The sequence below is a fragment of the Microbulbifer sp. Q7 genome (assembly GCF_001639145.1).
GTDB lineage: Bacteria > Pseudomonadota > Gammaproteobacteria > Pseudomonadales > Cellvibrionaceae > Microbulbifer.
Window position 1 is genome coordinate 23,126 of the sequence record NZ_LROY01000001.1, and the last position, 22,788, is coordinate 45,913.

Annotated in this window: 21 protein-coding genes; 12 read left to right on the forward strand and 9 right to left on the reverse strand. The window is 59.9% G+C overall.

Annotated elements, in window-relative coordinates:
• Positions 1-90 precede the first annotated feature (90 nt).
• The 4 genes from AU182_RS00095 to AU182_RS00110 all read right to left on the reverse strand — a co-directional run bounded on the left by AU182_RS00095 (position 91) and on the right by AU182_RS00110 (position 4,072).
• On the reverse strand, positions 91-1,860 hold the full coding sequence (locus AU182_RS00095; protein ID WP_066959179.1) for an EAL domain-containing protein: 1,770 nt from the start codon (positions 1,858-1,860) through the stop codon (positions 91-93).
• A 208-nt stretch (positions 1,861-2,068) separates the two neighbouring features.
• The gene (locus AU182_RS00100) at positions 2,069-2,647 is read right to left on the reverse strand and encodes a YajG family lipoprotein (RefSeq protein ID WP_066959182.1); all 579 of its coding nucleotides are present in this window, start codon (positions 2,645-2,647) and stop codon (positions 2,069-2,071) included.
• 51 nt (positions 2,648-2,698) lie between these two features.
• Positions 2,699-3,259, reverse strand: coding sequence for a copper chaperone PCu(A)C (locus tag AU182_RS00105; protein ID WP_066959184.1), 561 nt, complete (start codon positions 3,257-3,259; stop codon positions 2,699-2,701).
• Between the two features lie 78 nt (positions 3,260-3,337).
• The gene (locus AU182_RS00110; protein WP_193754264.1) at positions 3,338-4,072 is read right to left on the reverse strand and encodes an N-acetylglucosaminyltransferase; all 735 of its coding nucleotides are present in this window, start codon (positions 4,070-4,072) and stop codon (positions 3,338-3,340) included.
• Positions 4,073-4,346: 274 nt separating this feature from the next.
• Here AU182_RS00110 and AU182_RS00115 point away from each other — a divergent pair, with 274 nt between their 5' ends.
• The 11 genes from AU182_RS00115 (at position 4,347) to coq7 (ending at position 17,270) form a co-directional block, all read left to right on the forward strand.
• Positions 4,347-6,236 carry a protein-disulfide reductase DsbD gene (locus AU182_RS00115; RefSeq protein ID WP_066959185.1) on the forward strand — a complete coding sequence of 630 codons (1,890 nt, stop codon included), beginning with the start codon at positions 4,347-4,349 and terminating at the stop codon, positions 6,234-6,236.
• Between the two features lie 305 nt (positions 6,237-6,541).
• A complete protein-coding gene (gene aroQ / locus AU182_RS00120; protein ID WP_066959187.1) occupies positions 6,542-6,976 on the forward strand; it encodes a type II 3-dehydroquinate dehydratase in 435 nt (144 codons plus the stop codon).
• A 68-nt stretch (positions 6,977-7,044) separates the two neighbouring features.
• A complete protein-coding gene (accB, locus tag AU182_RS00125; protein ID WP_066959189.1) occupies positions 7,045-7,521 on the forward strand; it encodes an acetyl-CoA carboxylase biotin carboxyl carrier protein in 477 nt (158 codons plus the stop codon).
• 15 nt (positions 7,522-7,536) lie between these two features.
• Complete coding sequence (gene accC, locus AU182_RS00130; RefSeq protein WP_066959191.1) at positions 7,537-8,880, forward strand: acetyl-CoA carboxylase biotin carboxylase subunit; 1,344 nt, start codon at positions 7,537-7,539, stop codon at positions 8,878-8,880.
• 410 nt (positions 8,881-9,290) lie between these two features.
• Positions 9,291-10,181 (forward strand): 50S ribosomal protein L11 methyltransferase, encoded by an 891-nt coding sequence (gene prmA, locus AU182_RS00135; RefSeq protein ID WP_066959193.1) that lies wholly within the window; start codon positions 9,291-9,293, stop codon positions 10,179-10,181.
• Positions 10,182-10,417: 236 nt separating this feature from the next.
• Positions 10,418-11,650 carry a DUF3426 domain-containing protein gene (locus tag AU182_RS00140; protein WP_066959194.1) on the forward strand — a complete coding sequence of 411 codons (1,233 nt, stop codon included), beginning with the start codon at positions 10,418-10,420 and terminating at the stop codon, positions 11,648-11,650.
• 184 nt (positions 11,651-11,834) lie between these two features.
• Positions 11,835-12,845, forward strand: coding sequence for a tRNA dihydrouridine synthase DusB (gene dusB / locus AU182_RS00145; protein WP_082859105.1), 1,011 nt, complete (start codon positions 11,835-11,837; stop codon positions 12,843-12,845).
• Positions 12,842-13,141 carry a DNA-binding transcriptional regulator Fis gene (gene fis / locus AU182_RS00150; protein WP_066959196.1) on the forward strand — a complete coding sequence of 100 codons (300 nt, stop codon included), beginning with the start codon at positions 12,842-12,844 and terminating at the stop codon, positions 13,139-13,141. Before dusB ends, fis begins: the two co-directional genes overlap by 4 nt.
• Positions 13,142-13,454: 313 nt before the next feature.
• Positions 13,455-15,029, forward strand: coding sequence for a bifunctional phosphoribosylaminoimidazolecarboxamide formyltransferase/IMP cyclohydrolase (gene purH, locus AU182_RS00155; RefSeq protein WP_066959198.1), 1,575 nt, complete (start codon positions 13,455-13,457; stop codon positions 15,027-15,029).
• A gap of 276 nt (positions 15,030-15,305) precedes the next feature.
• The gene (gene purD / locus AU182_RS00160; protein ID WP_066959200.1) at positions 15,306-16,601 is read left to right on the forward strand and encodes a phosphoribosylamine--glycine ligase; all 1,296 of its coding nucleotides are present in this window, start codon (positions 15,306-15,308) and stop codon (positions 16,599-16,601) included.
• A 21-nt stretch (positions 16,602-16,622) separates the two neighbouring features.
• On the forward strand, positions 16,623-17,270 hold the full coding sequence (gene coq7, locus AU182_RS00165; RefSeq protein ID WP_066959202.1) for a 2-polyprenyl-3-methyl-6-methoxy-1,4-benzoquinone monooxygenase: 648 nt from the start codon (positions 16,623-16,625) through the stop codon (positions 17,268-17,270).
• Between the two features lie 92 nt (positions 17,271-17,362).
• Here coq7 and AU182_RS00170 read toward each other — a convergent pair whose 3' ends face one another.
• Entirely contained in the window at positions 17,363-17,770 is a 408-nt protein-coding gene (locus tag AU182_RS00170; protein WP_066961856.1) for an OsmC family protein, read from the reverse strand.
• 366 nt (positions 17,771-18,136) lie between these two features.
• Here AU182_RS00170 and crp point away from each other — a divergent pair, with 366 nt between their 5' ends.
• Positions 18,137-18,772: a cAMP-activated global transcriptional regulator CRP gene (crp, locus tag AU182_RS00175; RefSeq protein ID WP_066959206.1), complete on the forward strand. Its 636-nt coding sequence runs from the start codon at positions 18,137-18,139 to the stop codon at positions 18,770-18,772.
• Positions 18,773-18,890: 118 nt separating this feature from the next.
• On the opposite strand, the gene oppF is transcribed toward crp, so the two are convergent.
• Genes oppF through oppB form a run of 4 tightly spaced genes read right to left on the reverse strand, consistent with a single transcriptional unit; the run spans position 18,891 to position 22,742 of the window.
• Positions 18,891-19,907: a murein tripeptide/oligopeptide ABC transporter ATP binding protein OppF gene (gene oppF, locus AU182_RS00180; RefSeq protein WP_066959209.1), complete on the reverse strand. Its 1,017-nt coding sequence runs from the start codon at positions 19,905-19,907 to the stop codon at positions 18,891-18,893.
• Entirely contained in the window at positions 19,907-20,884 is a 978-nt protein-coding gene (gene oppD, locus AU182_RS00185) for an oligopeptide ABC transporter ATP-binding protein OppD (RefSeq protein WP_066959211.1), read from the reverse strand. Before oppD ends, oppF begins: the two co-directional genes overlap by 1 nt.
• 10 nt (positions 20,885-20,894) lie before the next feature.
• Positions 20,895-21,803, reverse strand: a complete 909-nt coding sequence (oppC, locus tag AU182_RS00190) for an oligopeptide ABC transporter permease OppC (protein ID WP_066959213.1) — start codon at positions 21,801-21,803, stop codon at positions 20,895-20,897.
• Between the two features lie 15 nt (positions 21,804-21,818).
• Entirely contained in the window at positions 21,819-22,742 is a 924-nt protein-coding gene (gene oppB, locus AU182_RS00195; protein ID WP_066959215.1) for an oligopeptide ABC transporter permease OppB, read from the reverse strand.
• Positions 22,743-22,788: the final 46 nt, after the last annotated feature.

Here is a 22,788-nt window from a genome sequence, read left to right on the forward strand (position 1 = left end):
GTTAAGGTGCCGGCTTCACGGGGCACCGGGCTCAAACCTGACACTTGAGCCCGTTACCAGAGGGCCACGGCCGCCGCATACGCGGCGAGGTTAATTAACCGACGTCGGGCGAGGCCCGCTGATTTCCGGCAGGCAGGCCGCCGCGGCAATACCAAAGCCCTGGGCGTAGTCCACCCCCATCAGGCGCAGTTTCTCCAGCAGCTCCGGCGTCTCGGCAAATTCTGCAATGGTGGCGATACCCATGCGCTTCGCCAGATGGTCGATGGTGCTCACCATGGCACTGTCGATCTCGTCCTCCAGCATATTGCGCACGAACGAACCATCAATCTTCAGGTAATCCACCGGCAACTGACGCAGGTACGCCAGAGACGAGGCGCCGCGGCCGAAATCATCCAGTGCGAAACTACACCCCGCGGCGCGCAATTTGTGGATAAATAGCAGCGCCCGATCCAGGTTGGCGATCGCGCTGGTCTCGGTAATCTCAAACTGTACCCGCGACGGCGCCACGCCCGCCTCGGTCAGTTCGCGCAGTACAAAATCCGCAAACAGCTCGTCGCCGAGACTGATGCCGGAAATATTGATGGCATAGTGGAAACCGGCGGAGCCATGGACCTGCTCCAGCGCCATGTATCGCAAAATATTCCGGATCACCCAACGGTCCACCTCATCGATCATCCCGTAGCGCTCTGCCGCCGGCAGAAACAACCCCGGAGAAATCACGTCCCCGTCCCGGCCCTGCATACGCACCAGTACCTCGTAGTGATGCACGTGGTTGTTACCCTGCAGCGCCACCACTGGCTGCCGATAAAGCAACAGGCGATCTTCGCGAATGGCGGCGTGAATTTCTGCCAGCCAGGTACTCTCGCGACGCTTCTCAAGCGCCTTGCGCGAATCCCCAAAAAATTTGACCCGGTTGCGCCCCTGGTCCCGCGCCGCACTGCACGCGTCATTGGCCGAAGCCAGTAGCTGGCTCGCAGGTGGAGCATGGCGATCAACACTGACCGCGCCAATGGAGAGTGCCGGGCGGGTTTCGCTGTCTTCCCACTGGAACACATAATCATTCACGGCTTCGCGCAAGCGGGTAACAATGCGCCGCGCCTCTTCCAGCGTGCAATCTTTCAACAACAGCGCAAATTCATCACTGCCCACACGACCCAGCAGGTCGCCATTGCCGAGGCAGCGAGTCAGAATCTTCGCCAGTGCAATCAATAGTGCGTCGCCCGCGTTGTAGCCCAAGGTGTCGTTGACCACCTTGAACTGGTACACATCGAGGTACAGCAGGATATGGTGCTGGCGGGCACCATTGTCGGCCTTCAGCAGCTGCTGCAGCGCGTGCTCAAACGTCTGGCGGTTGGGGAGATGGGTGAGCGCATCATGACTGCTCTGCCAGCTGAGGCGGGTGGAGATACGGCGGGCATCGGAAGTGTGTCGCAGCACCAGCACATAGCCGTCCAGCGCCGCACCACTGGTGAGACTATTGATCTGCACGCTGACCGCGATCAGATCGCCTTCCTCTCTGCGGATATTGGCATGCAACTCGCGCCGGCGGGGAATGTCTTCTCCGCTGTCGCCGCTGGCCAGCTTGAGATCCAGCGGTTGCCCCTCGTCCGTAAACAGCGGCAGGCTGTCGCTGAGTAACTGCCCAGGCAACAGCCCCACCAGATTGCCGCAGAGTTCACTCACCAGAGGATTGCTATAGCGCACAACGCCGTGACGATCGGTCACGATCACGCCATCCGCCACCTCACCCAGCGCCAACTCCGCCGCCTCCCGGCTCAAATGCCCACCAGGCAACAGGTCAGAACCGGACTCATCCAGCTGACCGTGATAGGCGGCGTTTTTGGGTGTGAACTCAGTCAATGCAATTCCAATTCAGCCAGCAACTTGGTCCGGCTTTACCGAGGCAGCCCAGTGTTGCAGCTACCGAGTAAAAAAGTGCGCAGGGCACTCACTCTCGATGAGAGAAAATAATACCGGCATCTTCACCGGCGCGGAAACCTACTTATCGTTCCCGGCGGCAATTGTGATGCGCTTCACATGCCGCCGGAAACTGGAACTATGACACCATTTACAGGTGCTGACGCAAAAATGCCTTCAGTTTTTCGTCTTCGAATGCGCGCTGGAGTGTGGCGCTCAGCAACCGGTTAATGGTGCTCTCCACCTCTTCAGGACTCGGCTTGATGAGATTGCGATCATTGCCACTGGTGCTGTAGTTGCCAAAAAAGGTGGCCCCTTTCACCGTCACCTGCAATTGAATCGACGCACCGGAATTCACTTTCGTGGTGTACAGCTTATTGGGACTGTCGTACTTGAGGTCGATCAAGTTCGCGACAACCTGTACGTCGCCACCGGTTTCCACGCGACGAAAAGACCAGGCTTCCAGCCCCTGGTACAGGGCGCCGACCATGGACGTTTCGATGTCGTTCGCTAGGGTCACGTTAGAGGAGTCCGCGTAGATGCCACCCAGCGACCCGAGACCACCACCGGGCAGCTGGTTGACCCCGCGGGCGTGCACGGTATAGCCGGCGCCAAGGTTGTCCGGCGCCACCGTTACCTGCGGCTTGACCGCCACCTGCACCGGGCTGTGCGCACAGGCCGCCAGCATAAAGGCAAATCCAGTTACCAATAGTGTGGCAAAACTTTTCATTCAAATTCTCCAGTGTTAACAACTGCTTTCTGTTGATCGGGTGACGAGCACTCAACCGTGATGGTGATGCCCGTGGTGGTGCCCCGTATCCGGCTCCGCGCGCTCCTTTTGTTGCTCGCGACCGTAGACCGGCAGCTGCATATCGCGGGTGGTCCCATCGGCAAACACCAGCCGCAGCGGCAGCAACTCCCCGGCTTTCAATGTCACCCCATGTACCATCAGATGGGTCGCACCCGGGCGCATTTCAATGGTGCCGTGACCGGGCAGCGCAATTTTTTTCAACGGACGCATACGACTAACGCCGTCTACCTCCTGCGTGGTATGCATTTCAATTTTCCCCGCCGGGTGAGCGGGCAACTCCACCCTGGCCAGCACCCGCTCGTTAGCAGACAGATTGCGCAGGGCAACGTAGGCTGCCCCCATGGGTGCACCGGGCGGCATTTCCAGGGCATAGCCCGCGGCCTCCACTTCTGCTGCCAACTTGTCGCTCGGCGCTTCAGCGGTCACCTGCGCATGCAATCTTGTGTTTTCCGCCGCGACAACGCCGCCGGCAAGGGCGACAAAAAGTACGCTCAGCACACAGTAACGGACTCGCAATAGCGGTTTGATCATCGCGCTTTCCTCCTGTACCCGTTTATGTTTCAGGGCTTGTTATTCTTTCTACGCCCGACTTCGGCATTTGGCCGGTAATCAGGGATTCTTTTGTAACAGTAATCGCGGTGGATTGCCGAGCTTTATATCCCCGCGCACGCGGTATCCGGGCACAGCCTGGCGCAACTGGCTGTAAACCCAGCGCCCCTCAGCATCGGTGCGGGCAACAATCACCACCCGCAGCCCGTGCTCGCGAATACGCCGGGCGATGGAACCCAGCATCTGCACCATGGCATCGGAGCGCGCAGTCAGATCCCGCTCGGGTAGCGCCACCGTCTGGGCGCCCGGACCTCCCGGCGTCACATCCTGTCGCGCCCGTTGCTGCTCGCGTCGCAACTGGCTGCGCACCTCTTTGGACAGCGGATTGCCCGGGGCAATCTCGTCGGCCGTGTTCAGCAGGCTGTTCACCCGGCCAAAGGAGCGCTGGCGCAGGGCGTCACGCGCCTGCTCAACCAGCTGCATCACCAGGGTCTGGATACCGGCTGCGGCCTGTATGTTTCCCGGATCCAGCTGTTGCACCTGCAGGTAAAAGTCGTAGGCACTGGCGCCGGCGGGCATGGTGATAAATCCCTCCCGCTGAGCCACCTCCGCGCGGGCCAGAAAATGCTGCACGGCGCGATGGCGGATTTCTTCCGGACTCGGCCCGGTGGGCTGCGGCGGCTCTACCGGCAGCACTGGCGCCTGCGGTTCCGGTGGCGGTGTTGCACATCCCACCGCCACCAGCACAGCCAGCAGCAACGCCGCCTGTACCAATCGCCGCTGTACAGCGCGCACATCTCCCCAGCCCCGGTTACGGCTTGAGACACCATTCACTCTTTTGATAAACGCCTCCAATGTACCACTGCGCCGCAATGGGCTGCTGTTTTTTTGTACCACAAGCACCGCTATACTCGGCCACCCCGGTATACTGGATCTCGCCAACCGCGCGCAATGACTGGCGACCAGCCATCACGCGCCAGGTTGCACGCACCGGATGCCACGGCAGTCATGGAACGAGAGCCGGCAACACCAGTCCAATACAGACCGACTATAAAGAATTTTATTGCCCATGACTGCGAAGACCTTCGGCTTGCCATCCAAAGCAGCATCACACTTTTCCATCCTCGCGGTGCTCAGTGTGGCCCTGATCCTCCTGGCGCTGTTCACACCGCCCACATTTGCCCGGGACAGCTTCAGCGCCGCGCAGTCCTCGTCACCGTTCGCTGCCCTGAGTAGCGGGCAGGATGACTTCCTGCCGGTGGACCAGGCCTACCAGCTGGACATCCTGCTTACCGACAACGGGGCCAGCGCCCTATTCCAGATTGCCCCCGAGTACTACCTGTACCGCGACAAGCTCGCGCTGTACACCGTGGAGGGAGAGCGCAAGACCGCACTACCTCTCAAGCTGGAAAAGGGTGAGGTGATCTGGGACGACTACTTTGAGAAAGAAACAGAAGTCTACCGCTGGCAGCTGGAAGTTCCGCTGGCACTAAGCGGAGACGACGCCATCCAGGTTCAGGTGCACTACCAGGGCTGCGCGGATGCCGGCCTCTGCTACCCCCCGCAGATTCGTAATTTCGCACTGGACCCGGTGGCAAAAACCGTTTCCCCAATCGTCGACGGGCCCGGGCCGACCGGGGGCGCCGGTGGCGCAGCCAGCCAGAACCCGGGCAACTTGTCCGGCGCAGCCGCCACCAGTGGTGCGCTTGGCGGCCTGCTCCTCGCCATGGCACTGGCGTTTGGCGGCGGCCTGCTGCTCAACCTGATGCCCTGCGTATTTCCGGTGCTGTCGATCAAGGCTCTGGCCATCACCCATGCCGGCGAGCGCCAGCACCTGCACGGCTGGGCGTATACCGCCGGTGTTATCGGCACCTTTGTCCTGATTGCCGCGATCATGCTGGTGCTGCGCACGGCCGGCGAGGCGGTGGGCTGGGGCTTTCAGCTGCAATCCCCGGTGGTGATCGCTGCCCTCGTGTACCTGTTCTTCGCCATGGGGCTGAGTCTCTCCGGTGTGACCGAATTTGGCGGGCGCCTGATGGGACTGGGTGCACACGGCGCCCAGAATAGCGGCCTCGGCGGCTCCTTCAGCACCGGTGCACTCGCTACGGTGGTGGCCAGCCCCTGTACCGCACCGATGATGGGCTCCGCGCTCGGCTTCGCCGTTACCCAGCCGGCCCCCATGGCACTGGCGGTATTCGCGGCCCTTGGCGCCGGCATGGCGGCGCCCTTCCTGCTGCTCACCTACATGCCGGGCCTCGCCCGACGTCTGCCGCGCCCCGGACCCTGGATGGAGACGCTCAAGCAGCTCCTCGCCTTTCCCATGTACCTCACCGCGGTATGGCTACTCTGGGTGCTCGGCCGCCAGACCGGCAGTGACGGTGTCACGCTGGTGCTCGCCGGTGCGGTAGCCATCGCCTTTGCCCTGTGGCTGTGGCCAGGTGCGCACCGCGACGGCCAGCAAAAATGGCTGCGCCATGCCGTTGCCGTGGTCGCGGTGGCCGGCGCCGTCTGGGCATTGCCCAATCTGGCCAGCCTGCAGAGCGCGACAGGGCAGCAGGCGCAGTCGGGCAAAAGTGATTACTGGCAGGTGTACTCCCCCGAAGCGCTGGCGGACGCCCGCAGCGAGGGCCGTCCGGTGCTGATCAATATGACCGCGGCCTGGTGCATTACCTGCCTGGCCAATGAGAAGGTGGTGCTTTCCAGCGACGCGGTGACCGCGGCAGTGGGTGACCTGGGTTTTACCGCCCTGAAAGGCGACTGGACCAACCAGGACCCGCAGATCACCGAATTACTGGCCCGCTACGGGCGCTCCAGCGTGCCGCTGTATTTGCTGTTTCCCGCAGGCGGCGGTGAGCCGCTGATCCTGCCGCAGATCCTCACCCGCGACGGTTTGCTCACCGCCATGCGCGGCGCCGCTGGCGACGAAGCGGTCGCCAGCTCCGAACAAAACACACCCTGAATCTCCCACGGATGCGGCCAGCCGGCCGCCCCTGTCTTTGTGGCCATTCAAATGGGTGAATAGGCCACCTCCGCTAAAACTTTGCCGCCAATAGGTCGTTAAATTCGGCGATCTGCGCACAACGTCTCTATTTCCAGTTTTGGGGCATGGACAGAGGGTCACTTTTGCGGCAAACTCCGGCCCATATTCGGCAAACCTGCTGATTAACGCTGTTTACCCGCACGTTCTCTGACTTTTTCCAGATTTTAGTCACAGTTTCGTGTGTACTTCCAATCGCAAGCGTGAGGCATAGAGCGAGGCACAAGATGGCGAAACTGCTTTTGCTGCATGGCCCCAATCTGAACCTGCTGGGCACCCGAGAGCCACAGATATACGGCTCCACCACCCTCGCCCAGATCAACGAGTCCGCCCGCGCCCAGTGCGACGCGGCCGGTTGCGCCTTCGATTGCCTGCAAAGTAACAGCGAGGCGGCGCTGGTAGAGCGGATTCACCAGGCGTATGCCGACAAGGTGGACTTTATCGTCATCAACCCCGCTGCCTTTACCCACACCAGTGTGGCGCTGCGCGATGCCCTGGCGGGGGTGGCCATTCCCTTTATTGAAGTCCACCTCTCCAACCCCCATGCCCGCGAGGCGTTCCGACACCACTCCTACCTGTCCGATCTGGCAGTGGGCGTGGTCTGCGGGTTCGGAGCAGATAGCTACACCCTGGCATTGGAAGCGGCCCTGAAGCGGCTTTAAACAGACTTTTTTCATTCGCCGGCTGCGTGCCGGCGTCTTTGTATTCACAAATTGAGAGTGACACTGTTATGGATATTCGCAAGATCAAGAAACTGATTGAACTGCTCGAGGAGTCCGATATCGGCGAGCTGGAGATTAAGGAAGGGGAAGAGTCCGTGCGCATCAGCCGCGGCACCAGCGGCGCCTCCATGCAGATGCCGCAAATGGCGATGCCGATGATGGCGCCCGCTGCACCCGCCGCCCCGGTCGCGGCAGCTCCTGCGCCGGCCCCCGCCGCAGAAAGCGAAGCAGAGTCCGTACCGGCACTCACCGGCCACCCGGTGAAATCACCGATGGTCGGCACCTTTTATGCCGCTTCCAGCCCCGGCGCCGCCCCCTTCGTGAAAGTGGGCCAGCAAGTCAAAGCGGGCGATGTCATCTGTATCGTTGAAGCCATGAAAATGATGAACCAGATTGAAGCCGACAAGGCCGGCACCATCGAAGCCATTCTGGTGGAAGACGGTCAGCCGGTAGAGTTCGACCAGCCCCTGGTGATCATTTCCTGAGTAGGGTGACGACGCATGTTTGAAAAAATACTGATCGCCAACCGCGGCGAAATCGCCCTGCGTGTATTGCGCGCGTGTAAAGAGATGGGTATCGGTACCGTGGCGGTACACTCCCAGGTTGACCGCGACCTCAAGCACGTGCGCCTGGCGGATGAGGCCGTGTGCATCGGCCCCAACCCGTCCCCACAGAGCTATCTGAATATCCCGGCCATTATCGCGGCGATGGAAATCACCGATGCGGTGGCGGTACACCCCGGTTACGGCTTCCTCGCAGAGAATGCCGACTTTGCCGAACAGGTGCAGAAAAGCGGCTTCACGTTCATTGGTCCAGACGCCGACACCATTCGCCTGATGGGCGACAAGGTTTCCGCCATCGCGGCAATGAAACGAGCTGGCGTCCCCACGGTACCGGGCTCCGATGGCCCGCTGCCGGAAGACGGCGAGAAGTGCCTGGAAATCGCGCGCCGCATTGGCCTGCCAGTGATCATCAAGGCTGCTGCCGGCGGTGGTGGCCGCGGTATGCGCGTGGTGCACAGCGAAGGCGCCCTGCTCAATGCCATTTCGGTGACCAAGTCTGAAGCCGGCGCCGCGTTCGGTGACAGCACGGTCTATATGGAAAAGTTCCTGCAGAACCCGCGTCACGTGGAAATCCAGGTAATGTCGGACGGTCAGGGCAATGCGGTGCACTTCGGCGACCGCGACTGCTCCCTGCAGCGCCGCCACCAGAAGGTGCTGGAAGAAGCCCCAGCCCCCGGCATCCCGGACAAGGTACGTAAAGAAGTACAGGATTCCTGTGTACAGGCCTGTATCGATATCGGCTACCGCGGCGCGGGCACGTTCGAATTCCTGTACGAAGACGAGCGTTTCTACTTCATCGAAATGAATACCCGTATTCAGGTGGAGCACCCGGTCTCGGAGATGGTCACCGGCGTCGACCTGATCAAGGAGCAGATCCGCGTCTGCGCGGGCGAAAAGCTCTCTTTCAAGCAGGAAGACATCAAGATCACCGGCCATGCGTTCGAGTGCCGCATCAACGCCGAGGATCCGAAGAGCTTCTTCCCCTGCCCCGGCAAGGTGGAAAACTTCCACGCCCCGGGCGGCCTCGGCGTACGTGTGGACTCGCACCTGTACTCCGGCTACACCGTGCCCCCAAACTACGATTCCATGATTGCCAAGATCATCACCTACGCCGAAGACCGCGAAACCGCCCTGGCGCGGATGCGTGTGGCACTGAGTGAAACGATCATCACCGGCATCAAGACCAACATCCCGCTGCAGGAAGATCTGGTGCGCGATGCGGAATTTGCCAAGGGTGGAGTGAATATTCACTACCTTGAGAAGAAACTGGGGCTCGAATAAGCCCCACTGCTTTCCCCTCCAAGGTAAGTCGCATCGATTAACCTCCGGGGCGGAAAAGCACCGGGGATCCATTTTCAAAACCGCTGTAAACCCATCCATGGGCGCTGCGGCGGCGACGTCCCTGTCGCCGACGCTTTTGAAAATGGATCCCCGGCACTTCCCCTTCAGCAATTCCCTCCTTACCCTGTTAGCGTCCAGCTTCACTTGTAGAATGTACCGAATTTCGAATTGAAGTCGCCCCTGCCGGTAAGACTTTGCGGGACCGTCTGCGGCCCGGATGGCCGCAGCCGAGCCCCCAGGGATGGGTTAACGGGGGGGCGCCTAGCTCGTGTCCCGCAAAGTCTTACCGGCAGGGGTGACGCCACGAACTTTCCGAGTACCCCAAAGACCACAAAACCCGGACGAACCTAATGCCCTGGCTCCAACTAAGAGTGAACACCAACCGCGAACAGGCGGAGAAAATAGAAAACGCCCTGCTGTTCGCCGGCGCGGTCTCCGTCACCCTACAAGACAACGCCGACCAGCCCATCCTCGAACCGGGCCTCGGCGAAACACCCCTGTGGGATGAAACCCTCGTCACCGGCCTGTTCGATGCTGAAGTCGACACCAGCGTCACCGAAGCCAAAGCCGCCTCCTTTCTTTGTGAACTGCTCCCCAACGCCCGCTGGGAGCAGCTCGAAGACAAAGACTGGGAGCGCGAGTGGATGAGCCACTACAAGCCCATCCAGTGCGCCGACAACCTCTGGATTTGCCCCAGCTGGTGCGAACCGCCCGCGCCGGAGGCGGTCAACCTCATGCTCGACCCGGGCCTCGCCTTCGGCACCGGCACCCACCCCACCACCTTTCTGTGCCTGCAATGGCTCGCCGGTGAACAGGTACAGGGCAAAACCACCATCGACTTCGGCTGTGGCTCCGGCATCCTCGGTATCGCCGCCCTGTTGCTTGGCGCCGAGTCCGCCATGGGCACCGACATCGACCCCCAGGCCCTCCTCGCCAGCCGCGACAATGCGGTTCGCAACGGCATAGACCCCGAGCGCTTCCCGGTCTACCTGCCAGAAAAAGCCCCCAAGCCGGAGGAGTCCAGCGCCGACATCATGCTCGCCAACATACTCGCCGGCCCACTGGTAGAACTGGCGTCGCAACTCGTCGAGCGCACCAGGGTCGGCGGCCGTATCTGCCTGTCCGGCATTCTCAATAGCCAGGCAGAGAAGGTGAAAGCCGCCTACAGCCAGTGGATCGACTTTGATGAGAACGGTGAAAAGGAAGAATGGGTACGCCTGAGCGGAACGAGAGCACGATAAAACACTGTGTTCAGATGCTAAGGCGCTGATACCGATACTCTTGCGCGGGACCGTACGCGGCCAAGGATGGCCGCGTACGAGCTTACAGGGATGTACTCGTAGCGTGTCCCGCGCAAGAGTATCGGTAGCAGCGCCGCCCGAAGCCCGGCTTACGAAGTATCGAAACCGCCTCCGGGCTACGCGCCAAGCCCTCCGACTGATAAACTTCCCCGCCAAACCAATAATCGTCGAATTCCATGTCGCAACTGGTCACCCGCTGCCCCCACTGCAGCACCTCGTTTCACGTCAGCGAACAACAGCTGCGCGCCGCCCGTGGTGCCGTACGTTGTGGCTCCTGCCTGCAGGTCTTCCGCGCCGATGAAAATATCGTCTTCAACGAAGACGACCCTGCCCCGACTGAAACCAGGAAAGCCATCGACGACCTGCTGGAAGATGATGACTTCCTGATCCACGACGATATCGAGCTGGAAGGTGACGACAGCGACGACGCAGACGCGCTGCCCAAACAGACAACCCCCAAAACCGGCCCGACGCAGAGCAGCAACAGCGAAAAGCCCGAGTCCACACGCCAGAGCCCCCTGATCGACGACGCCTTCGGCGAACACCAGTGGCAAAACCTCGACCAGGAAGAAGACAGCCAGCAGAGCCTGGACCTCAGCAGCAGCCTCGACGATGAAATCAATGACCTGAGCCGCGCCAGCGAAGACCCCTGGGCTGAAGAAATTGCGCGCGAGGAATCCAGCGGTATCACTCCCGCACACCACGCGCACGAGGACTTCGAGCATCCGGCGTCGGACGACGAGCCCCGGTTCAGCGACGACCTGCCCTCCCCGCCATTGGCAGATCAGACCGAACTCACCGCCACCGCCGCTGTGGACGACCACATCGACCCGCGCCAGAGAGACGAGGCCCCGCTACTGCCCCGCGACCAGCTGATCTCCGCCATCGGGCCCGCGCCCATCGAAGTCAACTGGCAGCCCAAGCGACACAACCGGGTCCCCGGATGGCTGTGGACCCTGGGCGTTCTGCTACTGATGCTGGCGCTGGCGGCGCAAACCGCCTACTTCCGTTTCGACACCCTGAGCAAGCGCGAACCCTGGCGCGCCATCTATGCCCAGGCCTGCCCGCTGATCGGTTGCAAGCTGCCGGCTCAGGTGGACATCAACGCCATGCACACCTCTAACCTGGTGGTGCGTAGCCATCCGCAAATTGCCGGCGCGCTGGCAGTGGAAGCGGTACTCCTGAACCGCGCACCCTTCGACCAGCCTTTCCCGGCCCTGCAGCTACGGTTTACCGACCTCAAAAATAATCCCGTCGCCAGTCGTCGCTTCACCCCGCAGGACTACCTCAAGGGCGAGATGTCCGGGCGCCGGTTGATGCCCGCGGGCAACCCGGTCCACATTGCACTCGATATCGTGGACCCCGGCCCCGAAGCGGTGAACTACGAGCTGCGTATTGCCCCGCAATAATCCCGGGCGCGCCGCCCCACCAGCGGACGAAGGCGCAAATTTCCACAAAATATTGCACAAACTTCGCCCTAAACGGCCAGCCATCGAACAATTTGCGCGCTTTTTCGCTTTTCCAGCGGCCGACCAGCCGCTATTATAGGCGGCTCTTTGACACCGATTGAGACCAGACCTGCGGGAGGCCGAGTTGCCCACGGATTTACCAAGCAGCTTCGCCATCGGCCCCTACGACATTGGTGCGCCAGTCATTCTGGCGCCCATGGCCGGCGTTACCGATCGCCCCTTCCGCAAACTGTGCCGAGCACTCGGCGCCGGTCTCGTGGTTTCCGAGATGGTCACCTCCGACACCAGCCTGTGGAACAGCCGCAAATCTCGTATGCGCCTGGACCACGCCGGTGAGGCAGGCCCCATTTCGGTACAGATTGCCGGTGGTGACCCGCAGATGATGGCCGACGCCGCGCGCGCAAATGTTGAGCGCGGTGCCCAGATCATCGACATCAATATGGGCTGCCCGGCAAAAAAGGTGTGCAAGAAGGCAGCGGGCTCCGCCCTGCTGCGCGACGAAAAACTGGTCGCCGACATTCTGGAAACGGTGGTTCAATCCGTCTCAGTACCAGTGACGCTGAAAATTCGCACTGGCTGGTGCCCGGATACCCGCAATGGCGTGACGGTGGCCAAAATGGCCGAGGATCTCGGAGTTTCTGCCTTGGCAGTCCACGGTCGCACCCGCGCCTGTGGCTACCACGGTCAGGCCGAATTCGATACCATTGCCGAGATTGTGTCCGCGGTAAAGATTCCTGTCTTTGCCAACGGCGACATTACCGGCGCGGAAAAGGCCCGCAAGGTGTTGGACTACACCGGCGCCAAAGCGGTCATGATTGGCCGTGCGGCTCAGGGACGTCCATGGATATTCCGGGAAATTGCCCACTACCTCGCTACGGGGGAACAGCTGCCGGAGCCCTCACTGGAAGAAGTTAGGGATATTTTGATCACTCACCTGGGTGAGTTACACCGTTTCTACGGTGAGGTTATGGGGGTACGTATTGCCCGCAAACATGTGGGTTGGTACGTAAAGACGCTCGCCGAAAGCGAGTCCTTTCGCAAAACCTTTAACCAATTGGATAGCGCAGAAGCACAACATGCCAGCGTTCGTGAGTGGTTTGAACGCCGAATAACTAGAGGGGCAAAAGCGGCATGACTAATGAAGCACTAATTCCGGATACCAGCGATGCGGTGTCCACTGGGGGCCAGACTCAACTACAACAACCGCAAGCCTTGCGCGATGCGGTTGAGCAGGCGATGGAGAACTACTTCCGTCACCTCGACGGTCAGATGGTGACCGATGTATACGATATGGTGCTGTCCGAAATTGAAGCACCGATGCTGGAAGTGGTGATGAAGCACACCCGCCACAACCAGACCCGCGCAGCTCAGCTGCTGGGCCTCAACCGGGGTACCCTGCGCAAGAAGCTCAAGCGCTACGGCCTGCTGTAAGGCGGCCAACCGCTACCGGCGGTTACAAGCCGGAGCGGTACAAATTCGACGAGGGGGGATGAGCCAGGCTCATCCCCCCTCGCTATTTGCTAATGATGCAATTTGCCCGCTCCGCACTCCAGATCCGGTGCAGTGGCGCCAAACCACTGGGTACGGAATTTCGAAAACGCATAAATACATCCATGTAGCTCCGTCGGTGCCATCCCTGGCACCGACGGTTTCGAAATTCCGTACCCAGCAGTTTGGCTTCGATTCTGACTTAGCGACTTCGTGAACAACTACCCTTTTCAGAAACTACGACGGACCAACAGCTATGACTGACAAGGTGGCCATTCGCCGCGCGCTGATCAGCGTTTCCGACAAAACCGGCATTGTGGAATTTGCCCGCGAACTCTCCTCCATGGGCGTGGAGATTCTCTCCACCGGCGGCACCTACCGCCAGCTGGGCGAGGCCGGTATCCCGGTGGTGGAAGTCTCCGACTACACCGGCTTCCCGGAAATGATGGACGGGCGCGTCAAAACCCTGCACCCGAAAGTACACGGCGGCATCCTTGGCCGTCGCGGTAAGGACGACGCAGTCATGGACGAACACGGCATCAAGCCCATCGACATGGTCGTGGTCAATCTTTACCCCTTCAAGGCCACCGTCGCCGACCCCAATTGCGACCTGCCCACCGCCATCGAAAATATCGACATCGGCGGCCCCACCATGGTCCGCTCCGCCGCCAAGAATCACAAAGACGTCGCCATCGTGGTCAATGCCCACAGCTACGACACCGTGATCGAAGAAATGAAAGCCAACGACGGCCAGCTGGGTTACGCAACCCGCTACGACCTGATGGTGCAGGCATTCGAGCATACCGCCCAGTACGACGGCATGATCGCCAACCACTTCGGCGCCCGTAATACCGACAACGTTGCCCGCGAGTTCCCCAACACCTACAACGTCCAGTACGAAAAAGCCCAGGACATGCGCTACGGAGAGAACCCGCACCAGAAAGCGGCGTTCTACGTGGAAGCCGACGCTGAGGAAGCCTCGGTCTCCACCGCCACCCAGCTGCAGGGCAAGGAACTCTCTTTCAACAACGTCGCCGACACCGATGCCGCCCTGGAAACCGTCAAACTGTTCGACGAGCCAGCCTGCGTCATCGTCAAGCACGCCAACCCCTGCGGCGTCGCCGTTGCGGCGGACATCAAGACCGCCTACGAACTGGCCTTCGCCACCGACCCGGAATCCGCCTTCGGCGGCATCATCGCCTTCAACCGCGAACTGGACGCCGAAACCGCCCAGCTGATCGTCGACAAGCAGTTCTCCGAAGTCATCATCGCCCCCAAAGTCAGCGCCGAAGCCGCCCAGGCGGTCTCCGCCAAGAAAAACGTACGCCTGCTGGAATGCGGCGAATGGGACAGCACCCGCCCCGCCGCCTTCGACTACAAGCGCGTCACCGGTGGCCTGCTGGTTCAGGAAAAAGACAACGGCATGGTTGCCAAGGAAGACCTCAAGGTGGTCACCAAGGTACAGCCCTCTGACGAACAACTGGACGAACTGCTGTTCGCCTGGAAAGTCGCCAAGATGGTTAAATCCAACGCCATCATCTACGCCAAAGACGGCCGCACCATCGGCGTCGGCGCCGGCCAGATGAGCCGCGTCAACTCCGCCCGCATCGCCGCCATCAAGGCCGAACACGCCGGCCTCGAAGTGAAGGGCGCGGTCATGGCCTCCGACGCCTTCTTCCCCTTCCGCGACGGCATCGACAACGCCGCCAAGGTAGGCATCAGCGCCGTGATCCAGCCCGGTGGCTCCATGCGCGATGAAGAAGTCATCGCCGCGGCGGACGAGCACGGTATGGCGATGGTGTTTACCGGCATGCGTCACTTCCGTCACTGATTGACGCGATCTGTCATGACTCTGCAGCAAACAACCCGCAGAGTCAGATACAAAGGGGCTGTGACTGGTGGCCTTTCGCGAGACCTTCACCGCCATGGATGGCGGTGCAGAGCCCCCAGGGATGGGTTCACGGCGTGTCTCGCGAAAGGCCACCAGTTGCAGCCCCGCCACGGACTGGCCAGGTACGTTGAAACTCCGATGCCGGTTCGAAGTCAGATTTGCACTTCTGAATGCTAAACTAGCCCACCTAAAACACAGGCACGGGGAAACTCAAGAATGAACATCCTGGTAATCGGCTCTGGTGGCCGCGAACACGCACTGGCCTGGAAGGCCGCCCAAAACCCCGCCGTAGACACCGTCTTCGTCGCCCCCGGTAACGCCGGCACCGCCCGCGAACCCAAACTCCAGAACGTCAACATCGGCGTCGACAACTTCTCCGCCCTCTCCGACCTCGTCGAAGAAAAAGGCATCGACCTCACCATCGTCGGCCCCGAAGCCCCACTGGTAGACGGCATCGTCGACTACTTCAATGCCCGCGGCCACAACATCTTCGGCCCCGAGAAAGCCGCCGCCCAGCTCGAAGGCTCCAAAGCCTTCACCAAAGACTTCCTAGAGCGCCACGCCATCCCCACCGCCGACTACCAGAACTTCACCGAAGTGGAACCGGCCATCGCCTACCTGCGGGAAAAAGGCGCGCCCATCGTCGTCAAAGCCGACGGCCTCGCTGCCGGTAAAGGCGTCATCGTCGCCGAAACCGTAGAACAGGCCGAACTGGCCGTGCGCGACATGCTCAGTGGCAACGCCTTTGGCGACGCCGGCTGCCGCGTAGTGATCGAAGAATTCCTCACCGGCGAAGAGGCCAGCTTCATCGTCATGGTCGACGGCGAACACATCCTGCCCATGGCCACCAGCCAGGACCACAAGCGGGTCGGCGATGGCGACACCGGCCCCAATACCGGCGGCATGGGCGCCTACTCCCCGGCACCGGTGGTCACCCCCGACGTCTACGAGCGGGTGATGAAAGAAGTCATCGAGCCCACCGTGCAGGGTCTCGCCAGTGAAGGCATGCCCTACACAGGCTTCCTGTACGCCGGCCTGATGATCAACGAAGAGGGTGCCCCCAAGGTCATCGAATACAACTGCCGCTTCGGCGACCCGGAAACCCAGCCCATCATGATGCGCCTCCAATCCGATCTGGTGGAGCTGTGCATGGCCGCCGTGGAAAAACGCCTCGACAAAGTCACTGCCGAATGGGATCCCCGCCCCGCGCTGGGCGTGGTACTTGCCGCCCACGGCTACCCCGGCAGCTACCGCAAGGGCGACGCCATCTCCGGACTCGACAAGGCCGATAGTGAGAATGCCAAGGTGTTCCAGGCCGGCACCGCCCTCGACGGCGAGCGTGTCGTTACCAGCGGCGGCCGCGTGCTCTGCGCCACCGCACTGGGCGACACAGTAGCGGAAGCCCAAGCCAATGCTTACGAATGTGCGCGCAAGATCTACTGGGAAGGTTCCTTCTTCCGCAAGGACATCGGCTACCGCGCGGTCGAACGGGAAGAATCCGAGCAAGCGTAATCCGCCGTTTAGGAGCACACTGTGAATAATCATCGCCAACTGACCGGACTCGACCGCCTGCTACTACAGGCGGACCGCGCCCTGCGCACCCTGAGCCCCGGCTCCCCCTGTCACGAGCGGCCGTCACCCGCCAGGACCGTGGATGAAGCCGCACTGTCCGATAGTGAGCGTCGCCACGCGGCGGGATTGATGCGGGTAAATCACAGCGGTGAGGTGTGCGCCCAGGCCCTATATCAGGGCCAGGCGCTGACCGCCAAGTTGCCCGAGATTCGCCAGGAAATGGAACACGCCGCCGATGAGGAGATAGACCACCTCGCCTGGTGTGAGCAGCGGCTGGATGAGCTGGGCAGTCGCCCGAGCGTGCTCAACCCCCTCTGGTATGGTCTCTCGTTTGGCATTGGCGCCGCCGCCGGCAAGATCAGCGACAAAGTCAGTCTGGGCTTCGTTGCCGCCACCGAAGAGCAGGTGTGCAAGCACCTGGAGGGGCACCTGCAGGAACTGCCGGCGCAGGATGAAAAGAGTCGCGCGGTGGTCGAGCAGATGCTGGTGGATGAAGCCAAACATCAGCACGCCGCACTGGATGCAGGCGGGGCGCGCTTCCCCGGGCCGGTGAAAGGGCTGATGACCCTGGTGTCGAAAGCCATGACTTCGGTAAGTTACCGGGTCTAAGTCGACTACCAGTCGTTACGCTGCCCGCAAAATGCAAAACCCCGGCCCTCTCGCGAGGTCCGGGGTTTTCTTTCGCCTGAAACCGGCTGGTCTCAGGCCTCCTCGACCCGGTAGGAGTGAACGATCTCCACCCCGGCCTTGCCCAGCATAATCGAGGCCGAGCAGTACTTTTCTGCCGACAGTTCCACCGCCTTGGCCACCTGCTTCTCCTTGATATCCCGCCCGCGCACCACGAACTCCATCTCGATTTTCTCGAACGGTGCCGGTACCGCGTCAGGGCGGTGACCCTTGAGTTCTACATGGCAGCTGACCACATCCTGGCGGGATTTCTGCAATATGCCCACCACATCGTAGGACGCGCAGCCGCCAACGCCGAGCAGGATCATCTCCATCGGGCGAATACCATTGTTCTTCTGCCCGCCTTCCATCACCACCGAATTGCCACTGCCGGACTCACCGACAAATGTGACGCCATTGACCCAGGTTACCTGCCCCTGCATAACACCAGCCGCCATGGAAAGACTCCTACTCATATAAGATGGGGCCGCGAGCTTATCATACCGGCACGCGCATGCCCCACCGCTTCCACGGCAGTCACCGCAATCGATCAAACTGTGATCAACATCACCCGCCAATTATCGAATAGTAAGTCATCACTCACGGCGGTTGTATCGACCTCGCACAACCGTTATAAACAACATCACATTCCGCACACCCGCGGCCACCAACGCCCTCTCGGCAAAGGGTGGCCCAGATCACATTGCGGACGATTGCCGCCTACTGCCCCTGTCAGCCCCGTGTAATAAGCGGGATAATCCTCCGCTTACCGGGATCAGGCACAAAAATTCTAGAAAAGGAGTAGATCCGTGACGGTTGCTACCGAAGAAACCCTGTCTACTGGCAACATTGAAGACTTTCTCGCCCACTGCCACCGCCGTCGCTACCCGGCCAAAAGCACCATCATCTACGCCGGAGACCGCTGTGAGTCCCTGTACTTCATCATGCGCGGCTCCGTGACCGTACTGATCGAAGACGACGAAGGCCGCGAAATGATCGTTGCCTACCTGAACGATGGCGACTTCTTCGGCGAAATGGGCCTGTTCGACCAAGACACCCGCAGCGCCTGGGTGCGCACCAAGACCGAGTGTGAGGTCGCGGAAATTTCCTACAGCAAGTTCCAGGAGCTCTCCCGCCAGCACCCGGAATTCCTGTTCAACCTCGCCACCCAGATGGCGGTGCGCCTGCGCAACACCACCCGCAAGGTGGGTGACCTGGCGTTCCTGGACGTGACCGGCCGCGTGGCCCGCACCCTGCTGGACCTGTGCAACGAGCCCGATGCGATGACGCACCCGGAAGGTATGCAGATCAAGATCACCCGCCAGGAGATCGGCCGCATCGTAGGCTGCTCCCGTGAAATGGTCGGCCGCGTACTGAAGACCCTGGAAGAACAGGGCCTGGTATCGGTGAAGGGCAAGACCATGGTGGTGTACGGGACGCGCTAACCGCCTCTCCCGCCACAGAAAAAACCGGGCAAGACGCCCGGTTTTTTTTATGCCCGCACAAAAAGCACCGGGTTATCACTCCCTGAGATCAACTTCAGTTCTTCGCTGGCGACAACCTTCAAGCGGAGAACTGGACCACTAGCTCCGCGCTGCGCAAGCAGGCACTTTGGTGCTCCTCTACACCCTGTAGTACCGGCACCTGCTCGGCACATTCTGCCGCAGCGTGGGGACAGCGGGTGCGAAACACGCACCCGCTGGGAGGGTGAATCGGCGATGGCAGATCGCCCTCGAGCAATTGAATCTGCTTATTCTTTTCTTTTTTCGGGTCCGGAATCGGCACCGCGGACATCAATGCCTGGGTGTATGGGTGCCTGGGAGCCGCAAACAGCTTGTCTTTGGTACCTACTTCTACCGCATTGCCGAGGTACATCACGATCACACGGTCGGAAATATGCTTCACCACGGACAAATCGTGGGCAATAAAGATCAATGACAGGTTCATTTCCCGCTGCAACTGTTTTAGCAGGTTGACGACCTGGGCCTGTATCGACACGTCCAGTGCGGACACCGGCTCATCGCAGATGATCAGTTTGGGTTCGAGTATCAGAGCACGGGCAATACCGATGCGCTGACACTGTCCACCGGAAAATTCGTGCGGGTAGCGATTGACCAGGTTGGGTAGCAGCCCCACCTTCTTCATCATTGCCTGCACGCGTTCCGTGACATCCGCTTTGGGAATGTCTGGATGCAGGGTACGCAAAGGCTCCGCAATAATGTCGCCGATCGTCATACGCGGATTCAAGGAGGCCAGTGGGTCCTGAAAAATCATCTGGATATTTTTGCGAGTGGCACGCATGGATTTTTCATCCAGCGCCGCAAGATCCTGACCGAGCCACAGTACACGACCATCGGTCACTTCGGTGAGTCCGATAATCGCCCGCGCAAGGGTGGATTTCCCGCAGCCGGACTCCCCGACAATGCCGAGTGTCTCTCCGGCAAACAGTTTCAGGTCAACGCCGTTCACGGCTTTAAGGCTCACCGGTTTTGTCCAAGGCCAGGCGTTTTCCCGTTTGATGGAGAAGTGGACTTTCAGGGACTGGACGTCCAATAACATTTCTTTTTCGGCATCTTGCATCAGCTGGCCTCCAGAATTGCGGCAGGGTCGGCGTGACAGGCACGCATGCGCGTAGTGTCAAAGGCGGTCAGTACGGGTGCCTCTTGGCGGCAGCGTTCCTGCACGCGATGACAGCGTTCCTGAAACGGGCAGCCGGCAGGTAAATTCAGCAGGTTGGGCGGATTGCCCGGAATGGTGGGCAAGGCGCCCTCTTCCGCATCCAGCCTCGGGATGGCTTGCAGCAGGCCCTCACTGTAGGGATGGCTGGGACGGTAAAAAATATCGTCGGCACTACCATATTCCATGGTGCGTCCTGCATACATGACCAGCACCTTGTCACAGGCTCCGGCCACCACACCCAAGTCATGAGTGATCAAGATGATGGCAGTATTGAAATCCCGTTTCAGCTCATTCAGCAGGGAGAGAATTTGTGCCTGGACGGTAACATCAAGTGCCGTGGTAGGTTCATCGGCAATTAAAAGTTCGGGGCGACACAACAATGCCATGGCGATCATGACGCGCTGGCGCATGCCACCGGAGAATTCGTGGGGATACATATTGAGACGTTTGTGCGCTTCGGGAATCTTGACCGCATCCAGCATCTGCCTGGCCTCAACAAGAGCTTCTCGTTTGTTCATGCCCTTGTGCTTGATCAGAACCTCCGCTAATTGGTTTCCAACTTTCATGTAAGGGTTCAGAGAAGTCATCGGGTCCTGGAAGATCATTGCGATCTTTTCTGCGCGAATCTTGTTGAGTTCACGCTCGGGCAAACCCAGTATCTCCCGACCTTTAAAAATGGCACTGCCACTGACGATGCCGTTTTTGGCCAGAAGCCCCATCATGGCAAATACGGTCTGGGTCTTTCCTGAACCGGACTCTCCGACAATTCCGAGTGTTTCCCCTGCATCGAGGGAGAAGTTCAAATCATTGACGGCAGTGACGGCGCCCTCCGGTGTGGTGAACTCCACCCGGAGATCTTTGACGTTGAGTAAATTCATGGGCACCTCTCTAGCGATCTTTCGGGTCCAGCGCATCGCGCAGGCCGTCGCCGATAAAATTGAAACAGAACAAGGTGGTGACCATAAAAATCGCAGGCACAATCAATTGCCAGAGCGCGATTTCCATGGTTTGAGCACCCTCGTTCATCAGTGAGCCCCAGGAAGTCATCGGCTCCTGCACACCCAGCCCGAGAAAGCTGAGGAAAGACTCGAACAGGATCATCTGCGGCACCAGCAGCGTGGCATACACCACTACGATCCCCAACACGTTGGGCACGATGTGCCGGGTAATCATTGCCCATTTGGAAACACCGTAGACAGTCGCCGCTTCGACAAACTCCTTGCTTTTAATACTGAGTGTCTGGCCGCGCACGATCCGCGCCATATCCAACCAGCTCACCGCACCAATGGCGATAAAAATCAGCAGAATATTGCGGCCAAAGAAGGTCACCAGCAGGATGACAAAAAACATAAACGGGAATGAGTAGAGAATCTCCAGGGTACGCATCATAAAGCGGTCGGTGCGGCCGCCGACAAAGCCGGCGGTGGCGCCATACAGAGTGCCGATCAAGACGGCCACCAGTGCGCCCATCACCCCAACCATCAGCGAGATACGCCCACCCATGGCGGTACGCACAAACAGGTCACGGCCGAGGGAGTCGGTGCCGAAATAGTGGCCCGAGGCCAGCGAAGGTGCCGCATGCATAGCACCCCAGTTCACTTCATCAAACGCAAACTGGCTCAGCACTGGGCCAAGAAATACGAATAACGTGACAAAGCCGAGAATGATCAGACTGGTCAGTGCCGCGCGGTTATTGAAAAAACGACGGCGGGCGTCGTCCCATAAACTGCGACCTTTCACTTCCAGCTGTGTAGAAAGATTTTCAACCGCTTCTCTATTGGCTGTAGTAGATAACATCTGGCAGGCCTCAGGTTACGCGTAGCGGATTTTGGGGTCGACCACGGCATACAGAATGTCGATGATTGCATTGAAAGTAATGGTGAGCGCGCCGACCAGGATGGTCAGGCCCAATACCATGGAGTAGTCGCGATTGAGGGCACCATTGACGAACAACTGGCCAATGCCGGGCAAACCAAAAATGGTTTCAATCACTACCGAGCCGGTAATGATGCCCACCAGCGCAGGGCCCAGATAAGACAGCACCGGAAGAATCGCTGGCCGCAGGGCATGGCGCACAATGATATAGGGCATAGAGAGGCCCTTGGCCTTCGCAGTGCGAATAAAGTTGGAGTTCAGTACTTCAATCATGCTGCCACGCATGATGCGGGAGATCGACGCGATGTAGTAAAGGGACATCCCCAGCACAGGTAACACAACATACTGTGCGGCGCCATTGTGCCATCCGCCCGCGGGAAGCCATTCGAGCCAGATGGCGAAGATCAACACCAGCAAAGGTGCCAGCACGAAGCTGGGAATGACCACCCCCGCCATGGCACTGGTCATGATCGTGTAGTCGAGCCAGGTATTCTGCCGGAGCGCAGCTATAGTACCGAAACAGACACCACAGGTGACCGCAACGATAAACGCAAAAAGGCCAATCTTGACCGAAACCGGCAAGGCCTGGGCGACCAGCTCATTCACGCTGTAATCTTTGTATTTAAAGGATGGCCCCAGGTCGCCCTGTAACAGGCTGCCGAGATAATTGAAATACTGCTGGTAGACCGGCTTGTCGAAGCCGTATTTTGCCTCGATGTTCGCCATGACTTCCGGCGTCATGGTTATTTCGGCAGAAAACGGGTTACCGGGCGCAAAGCGCATCAGGAAAAAGGAGACCGTGATCAGAATAAACAGTGTGGGAATGGCTTCCAGCACACGTTTGGCGATAAATCTCAGCATATAGAATTTCTTTTTATCGTTTTGTTAGCAACTTACTTGTTCTGAA